At 68.6% G+C, this 22058-nt stretch carries 21 protein-coding genes; 11 read left to right on the top strand and 10 right to left on the bottom strand.

The features are described from left to right. Window positions 1-11: 11 nt before the first annotated feature. The 4 genes from PX554_RS00335 (at window position 12) to PX554_RS00320 (ending at window position 4014) form a co-directional block, all read left to right on the top strand. Window positions 12-1253 carry an outer membrane beta-barrel protein gene (locus PX554_RS00335; RefSeq protein ID WP_275497968.1) on the top strand — a complete coding sequence of 414 codons (1242 nt, stop codon included), beginning with the start codon at window positions 12-14 and terminating at the stop codon, window positions 1251-1253. A 67-nt stretch (window positions 1254-1320) separates the two neighbouring features. Then, entirely contained in the window at window positions 1321-2622 is a 1302-nt protein-coding gene (locus PX554_RS00330; RefSeq protein WP_275497966.1) for a UDP-glucose dehydrogenase family protein, read from the top strand. Further along, a complete protein-coding gene (locus PX554_RS00325; RefSeq protein ID WP_275497964.1) occupies window positions 2619-3620 on the top strand; it encodes an NAD-dependent epimerase/dehydratase family protein in 1002 nt (333 codons plus the stop codon). Before PX554_RS00330 ends, PX554_RS00325 begins: the two co-directional genes overlap by 4 nt. Window positions 3621-3798: 178 nt before the next feature. Continuing rightward, the gene (locus PX554_RS00320; protein ID WP_143023321.1) at window positions 3799-4014 is read left to right on the top strand and encodes a hypothetical protein; all 216 of its coding nucleotides are present in this window, start codon (window positions 3799-3801) and stop codon (window positions 4012-4014) included. Between the two features lie 68 nt (window positions 4015-4082). On the opposite strand, the gene PX554_RS00315 is transcribed toward PX554_RS00320, so the two are convergent. Next, window positions 4083-5120 (bottom strand): LacI family DNA-binding transcriptional regulator, encoded by a 1038-nt coding sequence (locus PX554_RS00315; protein ID WP_093222856.1) that lies wholly within the window; start codon window positions 5118-5120, stop codon window positions 4083-4085. A 110-nt stretch (window positions 5121-5230) separates the two neighbouring features. Between PX554_RS00315 and PX554_RS00310 the strand changes: the two genes are divergently transcribed. Beyond that, a complete protein-coding gene (locus PX554_RS00310; protein WP_093222855.1) occupies window positions 5231-6013 on the top strand; it encodes a 2-keto-4-pentenoate hydratase in 783 nt (260 codons plus the stop codon). A 150-nt stretch (window positions 6014-6163) separates the two neighbouring features. After that, the gene (locus tag PX554_RS00305; protein WP_275497961.1) at window positions 6164-7138 is read left to right on the top strand and encodes an SDR family oxidoreductase; all 975 of its coding nucleotides are present in this window, start codon (window positions 6164-6166) and stop codon (window positions 7136-7138) included. Between the two features lie 4 nt (window positions 7139-7142). On the opposite strand, the gene PX554_RS00300 is transcribed toward PX554_RS00305, so the two are convergent. The 5 genes from PX554_RS00300 to PX554_RS00280 form a co-directional block, all read right to left on the bottom strand. Continuing rightward, a complete protein-coding gene (locus PX554_RS00300; RefSeq protein ID WP_275497959.1) occupies window positions 7143-7970 on the bottom strand; it encodes a shikimate 5-dehydrogenase in 828 nt (275 codons plus the stop codon). Between the two features lie 77 nt (window positions 7971-8047). After that, complete coding sequence (locus tag PX554_RS00295; protein WP_275497957.1) at window positions 8048-10354, bottom strand: TonB-dependent receptor; 2307 nt, start codon at window positions 10352-10354, stop codon at window positions 8048-8050. Further along, the gene (locus tag PX554_RS00290; RefSeq protein ID WP_275497955.1) at window positions 10332-11270 is read right to left on the bottom strand and encodes a FecR family protein; all 939 of its coding nucleotides are present in this window, start codon (window positions 11268-11270) and stop codon (window positions 10332-10334) included. Before PX554_RS00290 ends, PX554_RS00295 begins: the two co-directional genes overlap by 23 nt. After that, window positions 11267-11767 carry an RNA polymerase sigma factor gene (locus tag PX554_RS00285; protein WP_275497953.1) on the bottom strand — a complete coding sequence of 167 codons (501 nt, stop codon included), beginning with the start codon at window positions 11765-11767 and terminating at the stop codon, window positions 11267-11269. The genes PX554_RS00290 and PX554_RS00285 overlap by 4 nt, the downstream gene beginning before the upstream one ends. Before the next feature lie 151 nt (window positions 11768-11918). Then, on the bottom strand, window positions 11919-12710 hold the full coding sequence (locus PX554_RS00280) for a glycosyltransferase family 2 protein (RefSeq protein ID WP_275497951.1): 792 nt from the start codon (window positions 12708-12710) through the stop codon (window positions 11919-11921). Between the two features lie 292 nt (window positions 12711-13002). Here PX554_RS00280 and PX554_RS00275 point away from each other — a divergent pair, with 292 nt between their 5' ends. After that, a complete protein-coding gene (locus PX554_RS00275; protein ID WP_093222844.1) occupies window positions 13003-13857 on the top strand; it encodes an MlaA family lipoprotein in 855 nt (284 codons plus the stop codon). Window positions 13858-13906: 49 nt separating this feature from the next. Here PX554_RS00275 and PX554_RS00270 read toward each other — a convergent pair whose 3' ends face one another. Then, complete coding sequence (locus tag PX554_RS00270) at window positions 13907-15250, bottom strand: sensor histidine kinase (protein ID WP_275497948.1); 1344 nt, start codon at window positions 15248-15250, stop codon at window positions 13907-13909. Beyond that, entirely contained in the window at window positions 15247-15912 is a 666-nt protein-coding gene (locus PX554_RS00265) for a response regulator (RefSeq protein WP_275497947.1), read from the bottom strand. Before PX554_RS00265 ends, PX554_RS00270 begins: the two co-directional genes overlap by 4 nt. 121 nt (window positions 15913-16033) lie before the next feature. Here PX554_RS00265 and PX554_RS00260 point away from each other — a divergent pair, with 121 nt between their 5' ends. Continuing rightward, window positions 16034-16627: a hypothetical protein gene (locus tag PX554_RS00260; protein ID WP_275497945.1), complete on the top strand. Its 594-nt coding sequence runs from the start codon at window positions 16034-16036 to the stop codon at window positions 16625-16627. A 113-nt stretch (window positions 16628-16740) separates the two neighbouring features. On the opposite strand, the gene PX554_RS00255 is transcribed toward PX554_RS00260, so the two are convergent. Both PX554_RS00255 and PX554_RS00250 read right to left on the bottom strand, forming a co-directional pair. Next, a complete protein-coding gene (locus PX554_RS00255) occupies window positions 16741-17241 on the bottom strand; it encodes a DUF4232 domain-containing protein (protein WP_275497943.1) in 501 nt (166 codons plus the stop codon). Between the two features lie 58 nt (window positions 17242-17299). Then, window positions 17300-18667: an MATE family efflux transporter gene (locus tag PX554_RS00250; protein ID WP_275497941.1), complete on the bottom strand. Its 1368-nt coding sequence runs from the start codon at window positions 18665-18667 to the stop codon at window positions 17300-17302. A 225-nt stretch (window positions 18668-18892) separates the two neighbouring features. Here PX554_RS00250 and PX554_RS00245 point away from each other — a divergent pair, with 225 nt between their 5' ends. Genes PX554_RS00245 through PX554_RS00235 form a run of 3 tightly spaced genes read left to right on the top strand, consistent with a single transcriptional unit; the run spans window position 18893 to window position 22045 of the window. Then, the gene (locus PX554_RS00245; RefSeq protein WP_275497939.1) at window positions 18893-20266 is read left to right on the top strand and encodes a cation:proton antiporter; all 1374 of its coding nucleotides are present in this window, start codon (window positions 18893-18895) and stop codon (window positions 20264-20266) included. Window positions 20267-20279: 13 nt separating this feature from the next. Next, the gene (locus PX554_RS00240; protein ID WP_275497938.1) at window positions 20280-21509 is read left to right on the top strand and encodes an alginate export family protein; all 1230 of its coding nucleotides are present in this window, start codon (window positions 20280-20282) and stop codon (window positions 21507-21509) included. After that, entirely contained in the window at window positions 21494-22045 is a 552-nt protein-coding gene (locus tag PX554_RS00235; RefSeq protein WP_275497936.1) for a hypothetical protein, read from the top strand. Before PX554_RS00240 ends, PX554_RS00235 begins: the two co-directional genes overlap by 16 nt. The last annotated feature ends 13 nt before the right edge of the window (window positions 22046-22058 follow it).

Raw genomic sequence — 22058 nt, 5'->3', positions numbered from 1 at the left:
TAGGGGGGCGAATGCCGATGCCGGTCAGCGGCGTGATGGGGCGCGCCGCCGGCGCCCGCGCGGCCTGTCTGCTCATCGGCGTCGCGTGGGTCGCGCTGCCGGCGCAGGCCGAAGCGCAGAGCTACGACCTCGCGGCGTCCGCGTCGATCCGCTATGATGACAACCTCTATCGCGTTCCCTCGGCGCTGCGCAAAACGCTGCCCGACAGCGGCGAGGAAGTCGTGACCTATCTGGTCGTGCGCGGCGGGGTGGCGACGCGGATCGGGGTGGTCGCGGTGGACCTCAAAGGCACGGCCGGGCAGCGCATCCATGCCTATAATCCGCGCTTCAACGCATTCAATTTCGCCGGCAGCGCGGCGGCGACATACAAGACCGGGCAAGGCGAGGTAAATGCGACCGCATCCTATCTGCGCGAACCGGTGCTGTTCGACGATGCGTTCATCACCCACAAGACGCTACGATCGACCGCCGACGTCGGTGTGGTCGCTTCGCGCGATCTGCTCGGCAATTTTCGCGTGGTCGGGCGGGCCGGCTATCAGCGTTCGGCGGTCGACAGCCGAGAGCTTGAGGCGAACGGCACCCGTATCGTGCGCTTCTCGGGCGGGCTCGGCTATTTCTCTCCGACCGGCAACAGCGTCACGCTCGAATATTCGGAGCAGCGCGCCGACGGCCTCGCGACCACGCAAATCCAGACCGGGAGCGGGCTGGCGCCCTATCGCAGCGATTTTCGGGAACGCTCGGTCATCTCCTATATCGATTATCATCTGACGGGCATCACCAGCCTGCGCGGCAGCTTCGGCTATACTTGGCACGACGATCGTTCGATCTTGAACAAGGATGGGCGCGGCATCCAGGCGGATATCGCGCTGGTCTGGTCGCCGCTGCCCAACCTCGTCATCACGCCGACCTTCCGCCGTGGCTTTTCGACCGAGAGCCGCGTCTTCTCCAATGGCGTGCAGGTGACGAGCTACGGCATCAGCGCGAGCGAGACGCTGTTCGGCAGGGTCAATTTCAATCTCGGCGTGAGCCGGGGGAGCCGGCGTTTCCGCTACGACGTGCAGGCGCCCGCACCGCTCGCGCTAAACCGCAACGAGGTGACGACGCGCGTCAGCGCGGGCCTGTCCTATGCGACCGGGTCCAAATTCACGCTGAGCCTCGCCTATGAACATGCCCAGCGCGAATCGACCAAGGTCGCGTTTCCCTATGTCGCGGATGCGGTGACGTTTTCCGTCACCCGCGCGTTCGGTTCGTGATGCGCGTCGGCTCGCGTCAAATCGGTAACCTTTTGCACATATCGCACATTCAACCGGGGGTTATTCCATGAAGGTTACGATGATCGGTTCGGGCTATGTCGGCCTGGTATCCGGAGCGTGTTTCGCCGATTTCGGGCATGATGTGGTGTGCGTCGACAAGGATGCGGCGAAGATCGACGCGCTTCGGGCGGGGCGCATCCCGATCTTCGAACCCGGACTCGACCAGCTCGTCGCGAGCAACGTCGCGGCCGGGCGGCTGTCGTTCACGACCGACGTGACGGCGGGCGTGGCGGGCGCGGACGCGGTGTTCATCGCGGTCGGCACGCCCTCTCGGCGCGGCGATGGCCATGCCGATCTGTCCTATGTCTATGCCGCCGCCGCCGAGATCGCGCAGGCGATCACCGGCTTCACCGTCATCGTCGACAAATCGACCGTGCCGGTCGGCACCGGCGACGAGGTCGAACGGATCATGCGCGAGGCCAATCCCCATGCCGAATTCGCGGTCGTCTCCAACCCTGAATTCCTCCGCGAAGGCGCGGCGATCGACGATTTCAAGCGGCCCGACCGGATCGTCATCGGCGGGGACGATCCGCGCGCGATGGAGGTGATGCGGCAGGTGTATCGCCCGCTCTACCTCAACCGCTCGCCGATCGTGGAGATGAGCCGGCGCGGCGCGGAGCTGACCAAATATGCCGCCAACGCCTTCCTCGCGGTGAAGATCACCTTCATCAACGAGATCGCCGATCTGTGCGAGAAGGTCGGCGCCGATGTGCAGGAGGTCGCGCGCGGCATCGGGCTCGACAATCGGATCGGCGCGAAATTCCTCCATGCCGGGCCGGGATATGGCGGCTCATGCTTCCCGAAGGACACGCTCGCCCTGCTCAAGACCAGCCAGGATTATGACGCGCCGCAACGGATCGTCGAGGCGGTGGTCGCAGTCAACGACACGCGCAAGCGCGCGATGGGGCGCAAGGTGATCGCGGCGATGGGCGGCGACGTGCGCGGCAAGACGGTCGCGGTCCTCGGCCTCACCTTCAAGCCCAATACCGACGACATGCGGGATTCCCCCGCGATCGCGGTGATCCAGACCTTGCAGGATGCCGGCGCGACGATACGCGCCTATGATCCGGAAGGGGTGGAGCAGGCCAAGCGGGTGCTGAGCGACGTCGAATATTGCGGCAACGCCTATCAGACGATGGAGGGCTCCGACGCGCTCGTCATCGTCACCGAATGGGATGCGTTCCGCGCGCTCGATCTGGAGCGCGTGAAAAGCCTGCTGGCGCGACCGATCCTGGTCGATCTGCGCAACATCTATCCGCGCGACATGGTCGAGGCGGCCGGCTTCACCTATACGGGGGTGGGACGATGAGCGGCCCGCGCGCCAACGGCGACCCCGTTCTCGTCACCGGCGCCGCCGGCTTCATCGGCCACGCGACGGCGCATGCCTTGCTCGCGCGCGGTGAACGCGTGATCGGCGTCGATATCGTCAACGATTATTACGATCCCGCGCTCAAGGAGGCGCGGCTGGCGACCTTCGCGGGGATTGCGGACTTCAGCTTCCACAAGCGCGATATCGCCGATGCCGCCGCGATCGCCGCGCTGGTGCGCGACAACGGCGTCAAGCGGATCGTCCATCTCGCCGCGCAGGCGGGGGTGCGCTACAGCCTCGACAATCCGTTCGCGTACGAACGCTCCAATCTCGCCGGGCATCTGTCGCTGTTGGAGGCGAGCCGGCACGCACCGGGCTTCGAACATCTCGTCTACGCCTCCTCGTCGTCGGTCTATGGCGACAAGCCGATGGGCGGGGCGGGGTTCACCGAGGATGAGCCGGCGACCGACCCGGTTTCGCTCTATGCCGCCACCAAGCGCGCGTGCGAGCTGATGAGCCAGAGCTACGCCAAGCTCTACGGCTTCCCGCAGACCGGGCTGCGCTTCTTTACGGTCTATGGCCCTTGGGGCCGGCCCGACATGGCCTATTTCGGCTTCACGCGGAAGATCCTGAACGACGAGCCGATCGAGGTATATGGCGAAGGCCGGATGGCCCGCGATTTCACCTATATCGACGACATCGTCGACGGCATCATCGGCGCGCTCGATCATCCGCCCGCTACGGGCGGGCACCGCGTCCTCAACATCGGTGACAGCCGCCCGGTCGGGCTGATGGAGATGATCGAGGCGCTCGAGGCCGCGCTCGGGCGGACCGCGCGCAAGATCATGCGGCCGATGCAACCCGGCGACGTGACCGCGACCTATGCCGACGTGTCGAAGCTGCATGCGCTGACCGGCTATCACCCGCAGGTGATGTTGGAGGATGGGCTGAAGCGCTTCGCCGCCTGGTATCGCGCGTTCTACGCGGAGCCGGGCTGAGACCGGAAGCGTTCGATACCCCGCCGCACCCGCACCCGCACCCCGCGCCGCGGATCGGTTCAGGCCGTGTGGACGGTTTTGGGTGTGGATATCATCCGATCCCTGCCGTACGAACGCCCCAGCGTAACGGACGCGTCGAGAATGGTGGTATCGAATGGCCAAGTCGCGGAATGGCTCCATGTCTCCAGCCGAGTCGGCGGTCGCCCGGCTGCCGCGCCTCGGCCAATCCGGCGACGCTTCGGCGCGCACCTCGTCGAAGCCGCCGCGGCTGTCGCAGCGCAAGCCCGGCGGCATGTGGACATCGGTTCGCGGTACATTGCTCTATCCCGCGATCCTCGTCGGCCTGTCGATCGCGGTGCGCCTCGTCAGCCGCAAGAAGGACGAGCTGCGCTGATCCGCGAGAGACGCGCCAGATCGTCGTTTCCCAGCGCGGTCAGAGCGCGTCAGGTCGCGAAGGGGGCGTCACTCCGCCGCAGGTGCCGAGACCGAGGCGCGGCGGATCAATGTCGAGCGGAACAGTGACGGTTCGGCCACCGCCGCCTCGGTCTCCTGTGAACTCACCCCCGCGATCAGTTTCAACGCCGCCGAACGCGCCATCGTCGCGATCGGCCAGCGCACCGTCGTCAGCGGTGGCCACATATGCGCCGCGATCGGCGTGTCGTCGAAGCCGATCACCGAGAGATCGCGCGGAACGGTGAGGCCGCGCTGGCAGGCGGCGTGGATGACGCCCGCCGCCATCTCGTCGTTGCACGAGAAGATCGCGGTCGGCCGCGGCACCAGATCGAGCAGGCGGTCGGCCGCGACAAGCCCGGATTCGAAGCGGTAATCGCCGTCGGCGATCATGCTGCGGGGCAGGGCGATACCAGCGTCGCGCAGCGCGTCCTCGAAACCGAGTCGGCGTTCGCGCGCGGAGCGGAACCCGTGCGGCCCCGACACAAGCCCGATGCGGCGATGGCCAAGCTCGATCAGATAGCGGGTCGCGTCCCGCACCGCCTCGCGATCGTTCGAGGCGACCATATGCTCGTCGGTGTCGAGTTCGGTCGATCCCATCCGCACATAGCGGCAGCCGATCTCGACGCACAATTCGGCGATCGCGTCATTCTCGCTGATCGGCGGCATCAGCAGCACGCCGAACAGCCGCTGGCGCTCGAGAAAGTGGCGCAGATCCTCGAGCATGGTCGGCGAACCGCGGTTGAGCGGGCGCACGATCATCTCGAACTCGGTATCGTACAAGGCTTCGAGCATGCCCTGCTGCACATTCATCACCGTCTGCGCGTTGGGGTTGTCATGGACCAGCCCGATCAGGAAATTGCGCCCGAGCGCGAGCGCGCGCGCCTGCGGGTTGGGGATGTAGCCGAGGTCACCGATCACCTCCTCCACGCGTCGGCGGGTGTCCTCGTTGAGCAGGGGAGAGCGGTTGATGACGCGGCTCACGGTCTTTTTCGACACGCCGGCGACGCGCGCGACATCGTTGATGGTTGGCTGGCCGGTCTTCTCCATCGCACCTGCATAGTCGCTGGTGACCGTGCGAGCCAGTCTTAGCGGGATGCTTGTCACTGACACCGGTTTCCAATACACATTACCGCAGTACGGATCGGGAAAGGGATGCGGTGACGCCGGACAACAATGCAGAGCGGATCGCACGGTCGTTCACCGACGCGCGCCGCGCCGGGATGGCCTTGCCAGAGTTCCCCGGCCGTATCCCGGAGTCGCTGGCGCAAGCCTATGCCGTGCAGGAGCGGGCGATCGCTTTGTCCGATGCGCGGATCGGAGGGTGGAAGGTCGGCAAGATCAGCCCGCCGTTCGACGGGGTTGATCGCCTCGCCGGCCCGATCTTCGCCGATCATGTCGTGCCGGCGACGGACGATCTCGCCATGCCGATCTTCGCGCAGGGCTTCGGCGCCGCCGAAGCCGAGTTCCTGCTGCGCGTCGGCACCGCGCCGGACCCCGCCAAGACACGCTACACGATCGCGGAAGCGACCGCGCTGATCGACGCGGTACATGTCGGCATCGAAATCGCGAGTTCGCCGTTTCCGGGCATCAACGATCATGGGCCGACCGTCACCGTTTCGGATTTCGGCAACAACAACGGGCTGATCGTCGGCGCGGCGATCGAGAATTGGCGTGACGTGGATCTCGACACATGGCCTGTCGAACTGTGGATCAACGATGCGCTGATCGGCAGCGCCACGACCGCGACGATGCTCGACGGCCCGTTCGGCGCGGCGCGGTTCCTGTTCGAACTGCTCGCCGCGCGCGGTATTCCGGTCGAGGCGGGGCAGTGGATCTCCACCGGCGCGGTTACCGGTGTCCATCGCGTCGTCGCGGGAGATCGGGTACGGGCGCGTTTCGACGCGCGGCTGGCGGTGACGTGCGCGATCGTCGCGCGGTAGCGAACACAATCCAGATCAACAGGCCAGATCAACCAGGTCGTTCGGAACGGGCAACGCGGCAAACCGTTGAGGACACAGGCTTTCGAGCGCACCGGGGGCAACGCCGGCGCCGCCTCGCGGCCCTTGTCCCCCGACATGACGAGGCCCCTCATGACCGACGACACCACCCGCCGCGCGATGCTCAAAGGGGCGGCCGTTGCCGGTGCCGGCCTCGCCGCCGCGCCTGCGCTGGCGCAAGCGGCCCGCCCCGCGCCCGACCCCAAGACGAAGTTCCGCAGCGAACCTTTCCCCGAACAGCGGCAGCCTTGGCCGGCGCTCCAGCGCGATATGAAGCCGGTGCCCGATTGCGGTGAGGCGAGCTACCGGGGCAGCGGGCGGCTGGCTGGCCGCAAGGCGCTGGTGACCGGCGGCGATTCGGGGATCGGCCGCGGGGCGGTGATCGCCTTCGCGCGGGAGGGCGCCGATGTCGCGATCAACTATTATCCCACCGAGGAGCCCGATGCGCAGGATGTGGCCCGGCTGCTGCGCGGTGAGGGTCGCAAGGTCGTGCTGATCCCCGGCGATCTCACCGACGTGGCGTTCTGCGACAGCCTGCCGGGCAAGGCGGCAAAGGCGTTGGGCGGGCTCGACATCGTGGTCAACAACGCCGCCTATCAGCAGTCGAAGCAATCGATCGCGGAGATCAGCGCCGAACAGTTCGACCGCACGATGAAGACCAACGTCTATGCGATGTTCCACATCAGCAAGGCGGCGGTGCCGCTGATGAAGCCGGGCGCGTGCTTCATCAACACCGCTTCGGTCAATTCGGTCAATCCGGGCGAGGAACTGCTCGATTACGCGACCACCAAGGGCGCGATCATGGTGTTCACCAAGGGGTTGGCCAAGCAGCTCGGCCCCAAAGGCATCCGCGTCAACGCGGTCGCGCCGGGGCCGGTGTGGACGCCGCTTCAGGTCGCGGGCGGGCAGTTGCCGGGCAAGATGGGCGAGTTCGGACAGGACACCCCGCTTGGCCGCGCCGGCCAGCCCGCCGAACTCGCCTCGCTCTACGTCACGCTGGCGGAGAGCGGCACCAGCTTCACGTCGGGCAGTGTGTTCGGCGCGAACGGCGGCACCGGCGTGATCTGAGCGCTCAGTTGGTCTCGCCGCGCGCGAAGGCGGCGGCGGCATCGACCTGATCGGGCGTGGGCGTGACGCCGGTGTAGAGCACGAACTGCTCGAGCGCCTGCAGCTTGGCGACATCGGTGCCGGTGATGCGCTGTTTGCCGGCCGCCGCCGCGGCTTTGAGGAACGGCGTCTCGGCCGGCAGCGCGACCACGTCGAACGCCGCGGCGCAGGCTTCGATCATCGCCGGCGGGAAGGCGAGCGGGTCGGCATCGCCCCCGGTCATCCCGATCGGCGTGACGTTGACGAGCAACGGCGCGCCTTCATCGCCGATCTCGGCGCGCCATGCGAAGCCATAGGTTTCGGCGATGGCGCGGCCCGCATCCGCGTTGCGTGCGACGATCGTGCCGATAGTGAAGCCAGCGTCGCGCAGCGCGGCGGCGACGGCCTTCGCCATCCCGCCCGAACCGCGCAGCAGGAACGGCGTGTCCGGCGCCAGTCCGCTCTCCTCCAGCAACGCGCGCACCGCGCTATAGTCGGTGTTGTGGCCGGTCAGCCGGCCGTCATCGTTGACGATCGTGTTGACGCTGTCGATCGCGGCGGCGGAGGCGTCGAGACCGTCGAGCAGCGGGATCACCGCCTCCTTGAACGGCATCGAGATGGCGCAGCCGCGAATGCCGAGCGCACGGATGCCGCCGATCGCGGCGGGCAGATCGGTGGTGGTGAACGCCTTGTAGACGAAATCCAGCCCGAGCATCTCATAGAGCCGATTGTGGAAGCGCGAGCCGAACGTCCCCGGCCGCGCCGCCAGCGACATGCACAATTTGGTATCGCGCCCAACCATCGGCTTGGTCATCCCGGTTTCCTCATGCGGTGAAGTCGCGCCGCTCAGGCGCTGTCGGTCCGGCGCGTCATAGCGAGATGGCGATGCCGCTAAAAGTGGTGCGAGACCGAGAGGGTGACCGCGCGCGGGCGGGCGGGCGTGAATTGCGCGGCGGTGCGCACCGAAAAGGGGTTGCCGAACGCGAACGTGTCCGCGCGCGCATCGAACAGATTGTCGATGTCGAGCCGCACCGTCAGCGGGTCCGAGACGGCGGCGACACCGGCGCGCGCGAGGCCGTAGCCCGGCATGTGACGGTCGAGCCCGGCATCGAAGCTCAGGCGCGACGCGCCGACGTAATTGGCCGCCGCATAGGGCGTGATGCGCCACGCCCCGGCGGTGAAGTCGCGCCGGACCTCGATCCGTGCCGACAGGTCGGGCACTACCGGCAGCCGGGCGTCCTTGATGAGATGCTTGCCGTCCATCGCGCGGTCGAGACGGGGGCGCTGCCAGGTGATGCCGCTCTTGATGTGCCATGCGGTTATGGGGCGCCATTCCACTGCGAGTTCCCCGCCCGGAATCACCGCGTCGCCGACGTTGTGCGTGGCGGTCAGCCCGTTCGGCTCGAGATAGTCCGATTGCAGATGGGTCCACACCGAGCGAAACAGATCGGCCTCGATCGAGAGGCGATCGCCGACGCGCAGCCGCCCGCCGAGTTCGAGCGTGCGCACCTTGTCCGCCGCATAGCGGCCCGTGGCCGTATTGGTCGAATCGAGCCCGCCCGACCGGAACGCCGATCCGAAACGCAGGAACACGAGCTGGTCGCGCGCGAAGCGGTACGCGAGCGACGCGCTGGGGGTGAGGCCGAACGTCGCCTTGGCGTCGGCTTCGAGCTTGCGTCGCTCGCGCCGGCTGTCCTCGGTGGTGGCGCGAAACGCGCGCGCGCCCACCGACGCGCGCAGCCGATCGAGCAGCGGAAAGGACGTGTCGGCGAACAGCGCGATCTCGGTCGCCCAACGGGAGAGCGCGAAGATCGGGCGCAGTGGCCGCCCGGGTTGCAACAGCTCACCATCGGCGGCGGTGGTGGCGGAGAGATAGGACGCGCCGACCACCCAGTTGAAGCTGTGCCCGGACGGCGCGGCGAGCCGCACCTCCTGATCGAACACGCTGTAGGCGCGGGTGTCCTGATAGCTGGCCGACGCTCCGCGCGGCAGGCCCAATGCCACCGCCGAGGCCGTGGCATCATAGACTTCGCGTTGGTCTTGCCGCGTATATCCTGTGACGAGCGTGAGCTGGGTCGCGCCGATCTGTCCGGTCACCTTGCCTTCGGCGACGCGCACGCGCCCGTCGCGCGGCTCCAGAAAGGCGACGTGGCGCGTAAGATCCCTGCTGCCGACATCGACATAGGCGCTGTCGCGCGCCGCTACCGACTGTTCCGTCGCGACCACGTCGATCATCCAGCCCGCCGCGGGCGCGATGCGGACCGACACGCGGCCGCCGTAGGTTTCGCTGCGGTTGGTGCCGCGCGCGCCGCCAGCCACATTCACCCAGCCCGGCATTACCGATGCATAGCCGACCAGCCGGATCGCGGCGCGGTCGTCGATCACCGGCAGGTTGAACGTCGCTTCGGACGAGGCGCCCACGCCGCCGTGCTGGATCGCGGTGACGCCCATGCCCGCCGATCCCGCCACCGAGCCGAGCACCGGCGGATTGGTGACGACGCGGTACACGCCGCCGAGCGAGCCGGTGCCGTAGAGCGGCCCCTGCGGCCCCTTCAGCACCTCGACGCGCGCGACGTCGATCAGGCTCAGCCCAGGCTCGGCGGCGTCGTAGGTGATGCGCGCATCGTTGAGCTGGACGCTGACCGTCGCCTGGCTGAAGCCGTTGAACGGGCTGTCGGCGATGCCGCGCATGAACGCCCGGTCGTGGCCGGCGCCGGCGTGGGTGACCACCATCCCCTCGACATCCTCGGCGACGCCGTGCGTGTTGTTTCGGGACGGGGCGGGGTCGGCACCGGGCACCCAGGTCGCCACCGGCGCGGCGACGGTGGACAGCGCCTCGGGCTGTTTGCGCGCGGTGACGATCACGTCGGGCATCGTCTCGGGAATGTCCGTGCGGGGCGCCCCGCCGGGGCCGGTCGGAACGAGCCGGAACGTGGTCGGCCCGGCGCGGACGGCGTGGAAGCCGGTCTCGCGCAGCAAACGCTCGAGCGCGGCGCGCGCCGTCATCTGTCCGCTCACCGCCGCGGCGGCGGCGCTTGGCAGCGGCCCGTCCCAGCCGATCGAGATTCCGGTCTGTGCGCCCAGCGTCTCCAGCGCGGCGGCTAGATCGCCGCGTGCGATCGTCACGCGGTACCGTGCCTCGCGCGCGGCCGCGCCGTGCGCATGGAACGTGCCGCTAACCGCCAGTACGGTCGCCAAGACGGATCGCGTCGCCTTCGGTCGTAGCATCGAGACCCGTCAACTGCTCCAAATTGCGGACCATGACCGCCCGCGATCCCGGCGCGATGATCCCGGAGAATCGCCGCCGCGCCGGGGCGCCGTCGATCAGCACCGGAGCGCCCACGTAGCGGGATATGTCCGCCACCACCAACCCCAAAGGTTCGTTGTCATAGCTGAAGCGTCCACCCCGCCACGCGGCCATTGGCGCGGGCGGGGTGGTGCGCACTTCGGCGAGCTGATCCGGGGCGAACGCGGTCAGCGTCCTGCCTGCCGAAACCAGCACTTCGCCGTTCGCGGCGCGGGAGGTTACCCCCACGGTCCCTTCCGCGACCGCGACGCGCAGCATGCCCGCGTCCGACACCAGCTCGAAGCGGGTGCCGATATCGCGGATCTGATAGGCACCGGCCGTCACCGTGAACGGGTGCGCGGGATCGTGCCGAATCTCGAAATAGCCCTTGCCCTCCAGCGCGACCTGCGCGCCGGCGGAGACGCGCAGCGTCGCGCCGGGCGCGAGCGTCGCGCGCGAGCCGTTGGCGAGCGCGACCGCGCGGGTCTGCCCGGCGGGCGCCCGGTACAGCGCGACCTCGGCGGCGCCGGGCCGCGCGGTGTGCCAGGTGCCGAGGCCGATCGCTCCGATCAGCAGCGCGGCCGCCGCGGCGCTCCAGCCGACCAGGCGCAGGCGTCCGCGCGAGGCGACGGGTTCGTCCTCTCGCATGAGATCGCGCAGCGCCGGAACGGCGCGATCGATCCGATCATCGAGCAGAGCGACCGCGTCATAGGCTGTTCGGTGCGCCGGGCTCTCCTCCAGCCAGACGGTGAAGCCATCCCAGTCCATCGCGTCATCCGCTTGGGCGGCGTGCCAGCGCGCGGCGGCCTCCGTGATCGCGTCGGTCATGTCGTGCCCCCGTCCAGCGCCCGGCGCAGATGCGTCATGGCGGTCGCGATATGTTTTTCCACGCCGCTGCGGCTGATGCCGAGCCGCGCGGCGATTTCGGCGTGCCGCAGCCCGTCGATCTTGTGCAGCCTGAACACCAGCCCGGCCTTTTCGGGCAGCTTCGCCATCGCGGCGGCGAGCGCGGCGGCGTCCTCGCGCGCGGCGATCTCCGCCTCGATATCGGCGCGCGGATCGGCCGGTTCGGTGGCGTGATCGTCGCCGCGCTCGGACCACGCGGTTTCGCGCACCAGTCGCCGTTGGCGCGCCCGCGCCCGGTCCAGCACCAGATTCTGCGCGGCACGGTACAGGTACGAGCGACCGTTCGCGATCGGCCCGGCGTCCGCGCTCTGGATGCGCAGCCAAAGGTCGTGGAGCAGATCCTCGGCCTCGGCGCGGTCGCCGACGCGCGCCGTCAGGAAACGCAGCAGTTCGCCACGCGACTCCTGATAGATCTGCATGAGTCCGGAAGATTGCGTGCTAACGGGCCGGTATCCCTCGACAAACAAGGACGCGGTGTTTGGCGCGCTTTGCGGTGCCGGGCAAGACCATAGCAGGGCGTCATGCGCCCCGTCCTGGTCCGTGGATATGGCATGCCCGGCGCGCACCGCGCTACGCCGCCGCCTGCTGGAGCATGCCCGCCTCATGCCACGCGGGCGCGGGGATCTCGCGCAGGCGCTCGCTGGTCAACCGGCGGCGGGCGAGGCGCGGGCCGAGGAACGCAGTGAAGAACCAGTCGCCGGCGCGATCCGAGAGCATATGGTAGGCGATCCGCTCGACCAGCGTCCAGCGCGTCGAAGGGCGTTTGCGCTCGCGCGGGGAGGGCGCGCACCACAGTGCCGCCGCATAATCGACACGGCCGTGCTTGAGCATCTGGTGGATGATCTCGTGATCCTCCAGCACCAGATCCCAGCGCGCCGGATCGAAGCCGCCCGCGCGGCGGAGCGCGGCGGTGTCGAACACCTGGCCCGCGCCGCCGGTGTGGCACTGGCCGGGCAGCAGCCGCGAGGCGAGCAGGATCTTCCGCGCCGCCCGCTCGGCGCGCCCGACGGGCTGATCGGTGCGGACGTAATAGGCCCCCGCCGCGACGCAGCCCGGCCGTGCGAGCAGAGCGCCGGCGGCTTCGAGATAGTGGGGCGGATACCAGGTGTCCGCGTCGCAGGTCGCCACCCAGCGCGTCGTGACGGCCGCGAGCCCCATCGCCAGCGCCGAGACCTTGCCCGGCCGCCGCTGCACCAGCAGCCGCCAGTCGAGCCCGAACTGGCGCGCGGCGGCACCTGCGATCTCGCCGCTGCCATCGGTGCTGCCGTTATCGACCAGAATCAGCTCGAACGGCACGCTCTGCCGCGCCAGCCCCGCGATCGTGTCGGCGAGATGCTCCGCTTCGTTGAAGAAAGGAAGCACGACGCTCCAAGCGCATACGTGCCCCCGCACGCTGCCGCTCCGATTAGGCGACGCCGTCTCGTCGCTCCCGAAACTTTGATACATTCGGTCCCACTCGCTCTGTCGGGTGGATCAGCCCACCCTTGCCCCAAGCGAGAGACGCCGCACCCGAAACAAACCGCAGCCCGGCATCGATGAAGAATTTGTCATGGTCGCAAACTGCGGACATGATAGTCGGTGGCGTCTTGGCAGAAGCACGAGACCAAGATCAGGGGGCACGAATGATGCGAGCGACGATGGCGAACACCCCCGGATGAGCGTTGCACTGTCGATCGCCGCGTTGATGCTGACACCCGGCTCTCCCGCCGCGAACGCGCCGGCGCCCGGCGCGATCGCGTCCGATGCGCTGCAAACCGCCGTCCCGCCGCAAGAACCGGTTCGCGAACCCGCCGACAAACCCGCGCCGCACCAGGCCGAACCGGCCGACATCGTCGTCAACGCGCGCCGCAACGTGCCCGGCGATCCGTTCGTCGCTCTGAACGCCAAGAGCTTCGAACTGACGCAGAAATTCGACACGGCGGTGGTCGAGCCGGTGTCGATGGGGTTCGATTCGGTGGTGCCGGAGCCGATGCGCGACGGACTCGGCAATTTCATCAAGAACCTGCGCGAACCCGCCGTGTTCATCAACTTCGTGTTGCAGCACAAGATCGGCAAGGCGACCGAGACGGTCGGCCGCTTCGTCATCAATTCGACGGTGGGCGTGGCCGGGCTGTTCGACATCGCCAGACGCAAGCCCTTCCATCTGCCGCGTCGCCCTAATGGCTTCGCCGACACGTTCGGCTTCTACGGGGTCGGAACCGGACCGTTCTTCTTCCTGCCGATCGCCGGGCCGACGACGCTGCGCGATCTCATCGGCGGCACGCTCGACCGGCTGATCCTGCCGACGATCGTCGGCTCGCCGTTCACCAGCCCCTATTACAACATCGGCACCGGCACCGGCGTCACGCTCGATCGCCGCGTCAAATTCGACGATCAGCTAAAGGCGTTCCGCGCGACCAGCGACCCGTATAGCGCGCGGCGCGATTTCTACCTGAACGGGCGCAAGGCCGAGATCGACCATCTGCGCGGCAAGGACACGCCGGCGGCTGGAGGTGTGAAGCCGTATTGAGGCGCCCGACCTTCCCTCCCTTCCTGTCAGGGAGGGGAGTTTGTTCCGGCTAAACCGCGCCGGGTAGGTTCAGGACGACCGCCAACCCGCCGTCGGCACTTGCGCCAAGTTCGAGCGTGCCGCCGTGCAACTCCGCGAGTTCGCGGCTGATCGCCAGGCCGAAGCCGTGGCCTTCGCCGCGCTCGTCGAGGCGGTGGCCGCGGGTGATTTCGGCGATTTGCGCGGGCGTCATGCCGGAGCCGTCGTCGGCGATGTCGATCCGCACCATCCGGTCTGTTACGCGTGTGCTGATGCGGACCTGGGTGCGGGCGTGTCGCCAGGCGTTGTCGAGCAGGTTGCCGAGCATCTCGTCGAGATCCTGCGCGTCGCATCGCACCTCCAGAGCGGGCGCGAGATCGACCAGTGGGGTAATATCGCGATCGGCATGGATTCGCGCCATCGCCGCGATCAGGTCGTTCAGATGGGGGGTGAGTTCGACGCGCGCCGCAGCCGCACCCGGTTCGGCGGCGCGGGCGCGGCCGAGGTGGTGGCGGATCTGGCGTTCCATCCGCTCGACCTGTTCGCGCAGGCGCCCGTCGCCCTCGGCGAGATCGAGCTTGAGCGTCGCGAGCGGAGTCTTGAGGCCGTGTGCGAGGTTGGCGACGTGGCCGCGCGCGCGCGCGACCGCCGTTTCGTTGGCGTCGATAAGCGCGTTGAGTTCGGAGACCAAAGGCAGCAATTCGGTCGGCTCTTCGACCGTGATGTGGCGCACGCGGCCGGTGCGCACCTCCGCCACGCGGTCGCGCAGTTTGGCGAGCGGGCGCAGGCCGATGCGCAACTGCACGACCAACGCTACCGCGAGGAACCCGCCCAGTAGCAGCACCGACAGCAGCAGCGGCACCATCGCCGCGCGGATCGGTCGATCGACGATCGCGCGCGGCCCCGCCGCCAGCACCAATGCATCGCCGCGCAGCGTCGGAACGTGCGCGATGCGATAGTGGATGCGCTGCCCTCCGGCATCCACGCCTTCGAGCGGATGCGGCCGCTCGGGGATATGCTCGCGCCGCTCCGGGCCGAACCGATCGTCTGGCGTTGGTGGTAGCGGTAGGTTTGTTCCATTGAGGGAAGCGGAGCGCAGCGTGGCGCCGGGGCCGATCACCTCCCATGCCCAGCCCGAGCCCGGTTGATCGAACGGCGGCAGGTCGATCGCCTTGGCCGGGTCGAGCGTGCCGTCTGGCCCGACCGCGCGCGCGACGATCGCGATCTGCGCGTCGAGCCGGTCGTCGAGGCCGCTCATCACGAACCGTTCGAGGACATGGCCGATCGCGGCGGCGGCGAGCGCGAGCGCGATCAGGATCGTCACCGCCGCGGTCGCGAGCAGCCGGCCCGCCAGCGAGCGCGGGAGCAGCCTCATGCCGGCCCCGCCGTCAACCGGTAGCCGAGGCCGCGCACCGTCTCGATCAGGGGCGCCCCGATCTTCCGGCGCAGACGGCCGATGATGACTTCGAGCGAGTTCGAATCGACATCGGCATCGCCTTCATAGACGCGTTCAAGCAGGTCGAGCCGCTCGACCACCGCTTCCTTGCGCAGCATCAGACAGGATAGCACGCGCCATTCGAACGCGGTCAGCTTGAGCGGCAGTCCATCAAGCTGGAACTGGCCGGTCTGCGCCTCGAAGCTGAGCGGTCCGCACTGGATCACGCTCGCGGCATGGCCGGCGGCGCGGCGGACCAGCGCGCGCAGCCGCATCACCAGTTCCTCGACGCGGAACGGCTTGACGAGATAATCGTCGGCGCCGGCCTTGAAGCCGAGCACCTTGTCCGACCAGGCATCGCGCGCGGTGAGGATCAGCACCGGCAGCGTGCGCCCGCCGCCGCGCCATTCGGCGAGCACCGACAGACCATCGCGGCGTGGCAGACCGAGATCGAGCACGGCGACGTCATACGCCTCGGTCGCGCCGAGATGGCCGCCATCCTCGCCATTGTCGGCGACATCGACCGCGAACGCCTCGGCGCGCAACGCGCGCGCGATCGACTCGGCCAGCGCGACATCGTCCTCGACCAGCAACACCCGCATCGTCTCGCCTCCTTGCCGGCCGCGTTATGCCACGGGGTTAAACCGAAACTGAACGCCCTGGTTCAGTCTGCGTCGGCGTGGTCGCCGTACAAGCGGACATCAACCACGAACGGAGACACTTATGACCACGTCTTTCTCTTCACGCCGCAAGCTAGGCCTCGGCGCCGCCGCCATTGCATTGCTCGCCGTGGGCGGTGCCGCCGGTGCGGTCGCCGGTCACGCCATCCAGCCGTCGATCGCGATGGCGCCGACGCATGCCGTCGCGATCAAGAGTCTCGCCGATGACGGCGGCATCGTCACCGTCAAAGGCCGCGTCGCCGAGACCTACGGCAACCAGTTCACCATCGAGGACGGCACCGGCAAAGCGCTGATCGACGGCGGCCCGGCGGTCGAGGACGGATCGCTCGCGCCGAAGGGGGCGATCGTCAGCGTGCAGGGCCGCTTCGATCGCGGCACGCTGCATCCGATGTTCCTCGTCGATCCTTCGGGCAAGGTCGTGGCGGTCGGACGTCCGCCGCATGGCCCCGGTGGTCCCGGCGGTCCGGGTGGCCCTGGTCCGCATGGCCCCGGTCCGGGCGATGAAGGTCCGGATCGCGCCCCGCCGCCCCCGCCGCCGGCTGGTGTCGCTCCGGCCGGAACGACTCCCGCACCAGTATCGGCAGGCCCCACGGCTCCCGCACCGGCACCCGCGCCAGCCGTGCAGAACGCGAACTGACGGAAGCCGGCTCACCCTCACCCTTCCGGCGCCTACGGCGCCTCCCTCCCTCTCCCAATGGGAGAGGGAAGGGGCCCGCCCGGCGCAGCCGGGTGGGAAGGGTGAGGGTGACTTCAGCCCGCTGCCATGCCTTCTTCGGCATGCAGCGGGCTTTGCTCGAAGCCGATGCTCTTGCCGGTCTCGCCATACAGCACCGCCGTCGTCGGCACGCGCACCGTACCCGCCCCGATCCTCACGGCGATGCTGGCCGCGTGGACGCTACGGTTCTGCGAGAACACCGGCCCCGCCACCCAGCGCAGATCGGTGGTGGCGCGGTGCCCGCCGGCGAGCCGCAGCGGCAGCATCACCGGGCCGGGGTGCATCCCGACCGGCGCGCGCCGCACCGCCGGCAGCACGCGCCCGCGCGAATCGCGGAACTGGATCGTGGGTAGCGCGGGCAGGGCGCAATCCCGCCCGGTGTTGCGGATCGAAAGTTGGGTGCCCGCGTGCGACATGCCGTTGAACGCCCCGTCGCGTCCATCGAGCGAAACGCGCAATTGCGCCGGACGGCAAGCGGGTGCGGCCGGCGTGCCGGTGAGGGCTTGCGCGGCGATCATCAGCGCGATCAGCGGCATCATCGTCTCCTTGGAGCTACGTGCCCGGCATGAAGCGCGATGCGTGAACGCGCGATGACTAGCCGGCGGGGCGCGCGCGCATCGCCCAGCGCGCGACCATCAACACCGCGACCGTGCCGAGCCCGGCGGCAAGTCCGATCCACACGCCGACACCGCCCCAGCCAAGCCAGAAGCCGAGCGCCACCGCCGTCCCCAGCCCGACGACCCAATAGCCGATCAGCGCGAGCAGCATCGGCACGAACGTATCGTGCAGCCCGCGCAGCATCCCGGCGCCGACCGCCTGCGCGCCGTCGAAGAACTGGAACAGCGCCGCCACGATCAGGAACGATACCGCCAGCGAGACGACATGCGCCTCGGCCGGCGTGCTCGACGCGAGGAACAGCGCCACGAGAGGGTGGCGGAACGCCAGCAGGATCGTCGCGGTACACGCCATGACCGCCATCGTGATGGCGAGCGCGACCCGCCCGGCGCGCGACACGCCCGCCGCGTCGCCCCGCCCGAACGCGAGCCCGACGCGCACCGTCGCCGCTTGTGCGAGCCCCAGCGGAATCATGAAGCACAGCGCCGCGAGTTGGATAGCGATCGCGTGCGCGGCCAGTTCGGGCGCGCCGATCAGCCCCATCAGGAACACCGCGCAGTTGAAGATCGTCACCTCCAGCCCGACCGTCACCGCGATCGGCAGGCCGAGCCGCCACAGCGCGCGATACCGCGGCCAGTCGGCGCGCCACCAGTTGCCGAACAGGTGGTAGCGGCGGAAGCGCCTGTGCCGCGAGACCACGACGGCGAGACCGACGAACATCCACAGGTTCGACAGCGCGCTGCCGAGCCCGGCGCCGAACAGCCCGAGCGGGGGCAGGCCGAACCGTCCGAAGATCAGCGCATAATTGAGGACCGCATTGAACAGCACCGCCGCCGCGCCGATGATGAACGCCCAGATCGGCCGCTCCAGCGCCGAGACGAACGCGCGCAACACATAATATCCCATCAGCGGCAGCAATCCGAGCATCATCGGGCGGACCAGCCGCACCGCGTCATGCGCGAGATCGGGCTGCTGGCCGAAGGCGAGCAGGATCGGCTCAGCCTGCCACAGCACCAGCCACATCGGCACCACCAGGGTCACCGAGACCCACAGCGCCTGCCGCACCGTGCGGCGCACGTCGCGCACCGCGTTGCTGCGCTCGCCGAGCGCGCGCGCGATCATCGGTGCCGCGGCGGTGACGAGGCCGGTGCCGAAGAACACGCAGGCATTGACGAGGTTTACGCCGAGCGACGCCGCCGCCAGCGCATGCGGGCCGGCCCAGCCGAGCAGAACCACGTCGGTCGTCGCGATCAGCGCCTGCGCGAGATTGGTCAGCACCAGGGGATAGGCTAGCACCACCATCGCCAGTGCCTCGCGCCGCCACCAATGTCGTTCGTCCCGTGCCATGCGTCGCCGATGGACGGGTCGAGCGATCGGAGCAAGTCCGCCATGACGAAGCGAAAGCAGATACATAACGTCAACTATTGGCAACGCACCGGCAACATGCGCGCGGCTATGGTTCGACGAATGACTGTAGCGCTACCATTTCCCGCTTGCGATTCCGCGAAGTCTGGTGTCCCTTGCGCCGCGTCGCGGTGAACGGATCGCGACGCCGACGCTGTGGGGGTGGATATGGCGCAGGACGCGATCGGAAGTCTGTCGAAAACGCTGGCGGAAATTCTTTCGCCGCACGGGCCGGCGGTGCAGGCGGCCAGCAGTTATACGCCTGGCGACTTCAGCGTGCATTTCTTCCTGCAACTGGCGGTGATCCTGCTGACGTGTCGTGTGGCCGGCTGGCTGGGGCAGAAAGTGCTCGGCCAGCCGCAGGTCGTCGGCGAGATGATCGCGGGCGTCATACTCGGCCCGTCGTTGCTCGGGCTGCTGTTTCCCGATTTCCAGCTCGCCTTGTTCCCCAAGGAAACGCGCAACGTGCTCTATGCGGGTGCGCAGCTCGGCGTGGGCCTGTATATGTTCCTGGTCGGGCTGACGCTCCGGCTCGATCACGTCCAGAGCAAGCTGCGCAGCGCGAGCATGGTCTCGGCGGCGGGCATCATCGTGCCGTTCCTGCTCGCCGCGCTGCTCGCACCGTGGCTGACCCGCATCGACGGTCTGTTCGCCCCCGGCATCAGCCCCGCCAACGCCACGCTGTTCCTCGGCGCGTGCATCGCGCTCACCGCCTTTCCGATGCTCGCGCGGATCATCAACGAACGCGGGCTGGCGGAGTCGTCGCTCGGTACGTTGTCGCTGACCGCGGGCGCGTTCGACGATGCCGCGTCCTGGTGCGTGCTGGCGGTGGTGCTGGCGACCTTCGGCGGCGGGTCCGGCGTCGCCTTGCTCGCGATCGGCGGCGCGCTGCTCTATGTCGCCTTCATGTTCCTCGTCGGGCGGCGGCTGCTCGCTCTGCTCGGCCGGGCGGTCGAGGCACGGGGCGAGATGAGCATGTCGGTGCTCGCCATCACGCTCGCCCTGTTCTGCCTGTCGGCCTTCCTCATGGACGCGATCGGCATCCACGCGATCTTCGGTGGCTTCCTGCTCGGCGCATGCATGCCGCGCGGGCTGTTCGTCGCCGAACTGAAGCGCAAGGTCGAGCCGCTCGCGGTGGTGCTGCTGCTGCCGATGTTCTTCACCTATTCGGGGCTGAACACGCGGATGGACATGGTCAATTCGCCGCAACTGCTGCTGGTGGCGCTCGTCGTCCTCGCGGTGTCGGTGCTGGCGAAGTTCGGCGCGTGCTGGGCGGCGGCGCGGCTCTCGGGGGAGGACAATCGCACCGCGCTCGGCATCGGCGCGCTGATGAACTCGCGCGGGCTGATGGAACTCATCATCATCAACATCGGGCTGCAAAAGGGCATCATCGGCCCGACGTTGTTCGCGATGCTCGTGCTGATGGCAATCGTCACGACGATGATGGCCGGACCGCTGTTCGAGCTCGTCTATGGCCGCCGCGCGCGCGCCGATGGCGAAATCGGCACGCTCGACACGCTTATGGTGGCCAAAGCCGCCTGAATCGGGGAATTGCATGAAGAACGTGGCTGCGGGCGCGCTGGCGCTCGCGGCCTGTGTGGCGGGTGCGTCCGCCGCACGGGCACAGGATGTCGTGCTCAAGCCGCTGATCGACGCGCGGCTGCGCTACGAACATGTCGATCAGCAGGGCATCGCCGACACCGCCGACGCGGTGACGCTGCGCGTGCGCAGCGGCGTGCAGGCGAGCACCGGACCGTTCTCGGCGCTGGTCGAAGCGGAGAGCACGCTCGCGATCGGCCCCCATTATAACGATGGCTATAATGGCAAGCCGCTGCCGGTGGTGGGCGATGCGGAGAACATCGAACTCAACCGCGCGCAACTCCGCTATGCCGATCACGGCGTCGGCCTCACCGCCGGGCGGCAATTGGTCGAACTCGGCGACCAGCGATTCGTCGGCTCGGCGAATTGGCGGCAGAACCGGCGCACCTTCGATGCGGTGCGCGGGCAGTGGGCAGTGTCGCCCCGCCTCGCCGTGGATGCGACCTATTCCTGGTCGGTGCGCGATATCACCGGTATCCAGGGAACGCCCGAGCGCCCCCAGGCGATCGACGGCAATTTCTGGTTCGGCACTGTCGCCTATACGGCGCCGCTCGGCACGCTCTCGGGTTTCGCCTATCTGCTCGACGAGCGATCGAACGGCATCGCCGGCGCCCGCCTGTCGAGCCAAACCTATGGCGGACGCTATGCGGGCACCCAGACGTTCGGCGGCGCATGGAAGCTCGGCTATATCGCCAGCGTCGCACGGCAGAGCGATTACGCACGCAACCCCAACCGCTATGCGGCGACCTATTGGCTCGGCGAGGCGACCCTGTCGCGCAAGGCGTTGAGCGGCACGGTCGGCTACGAGGTGCTCGGCGCCGCGCGCGGTGATGCCGCAGGGCGCGCGCTGACCAGCGTGCAGACGCCGCTCGGGTCGATCTTCGGCTTCCAGGGGTGGGCCGACAAGTTCGCCACCACCCCGCCGGACGGCGTGCGCGACGGCTATGTGACGGTCGGCGCCAATTGGAAACATGCCGGGGCGCTGAGCGGCTACGGCATCAGCGCGAGCTTCCACCGCTTCGACAGCGATCGCATGTCGCGCCATTATGGTGACGAACTGGATGTCGTCGCGCAGGCGAAGATCGCGCGCTATACGGTCGGCGCACGCTACGCGCATTATCGTGCCGACGCGTTTGCGACCGATACCGACAAGCTGTGGCTGTCGGTGGAATGGGTGTTCAACTGACGCGCGCGGCGAAACTCAAGGTCTATCGTACCCCCATCGGGTTTCATGACACCTATGTCGCGGCGCCAAGTCAAAAAGCGGCGCTGGCGGCTTGGGGCAGCGAGCATGATCTGTTCGCGCGCGGGGTCGCCGAGCGCGTCGAGGATCCCGAACTCACCCGCGAGCCGCTCGCGCGGCCCGGCGAGGTGATCCGCCGTTCACGCGGCACAACCGCCGAACAGATCGCGGCGCTTCCCGCCGATCGCCCGAAGCGGGCACCTCGGGCGGCGGTAGAGCCATCGCCGCCTTCCGCCACCAAGCCCAAGCCGAAGCCCAAACCGGATCGCGCACCACGCGACGCGGCACGCGCCGCGCTCGACGCCGCCGCCGCCCGCCACCGTCGCGAAATCGACGCGCTCGCCGCGCGCGAGGCGGCGCTGGCCCGCGAACGGCGCGAGACCGAACGGCGCCAGGCGGCGGAGCTCGCGAAGCTGCGCGACGAGGCCGAGCGGGCCCAGGCCACTTATGACGCGGCGATGCGGCGGTGGCGCGGCTAGAGCCGCCGCGGCC

This window comes from Sphingomonas pollutisoli (genome assembly GCF_029167165.1).
Classification (GTDB): domain Bacteria; phylum Pseudomonadota; class Alphaproteobacteria; order Sphingomonadales; family Sphingomonadaceae; genus Sphingomonas; species Sphingomonas pollutisoli.
The sequence above is the reverse complement of the archived record's forward strand: the minus strand, read 5'-3'. Positions and strand labels throughout refer to the sequence as shown.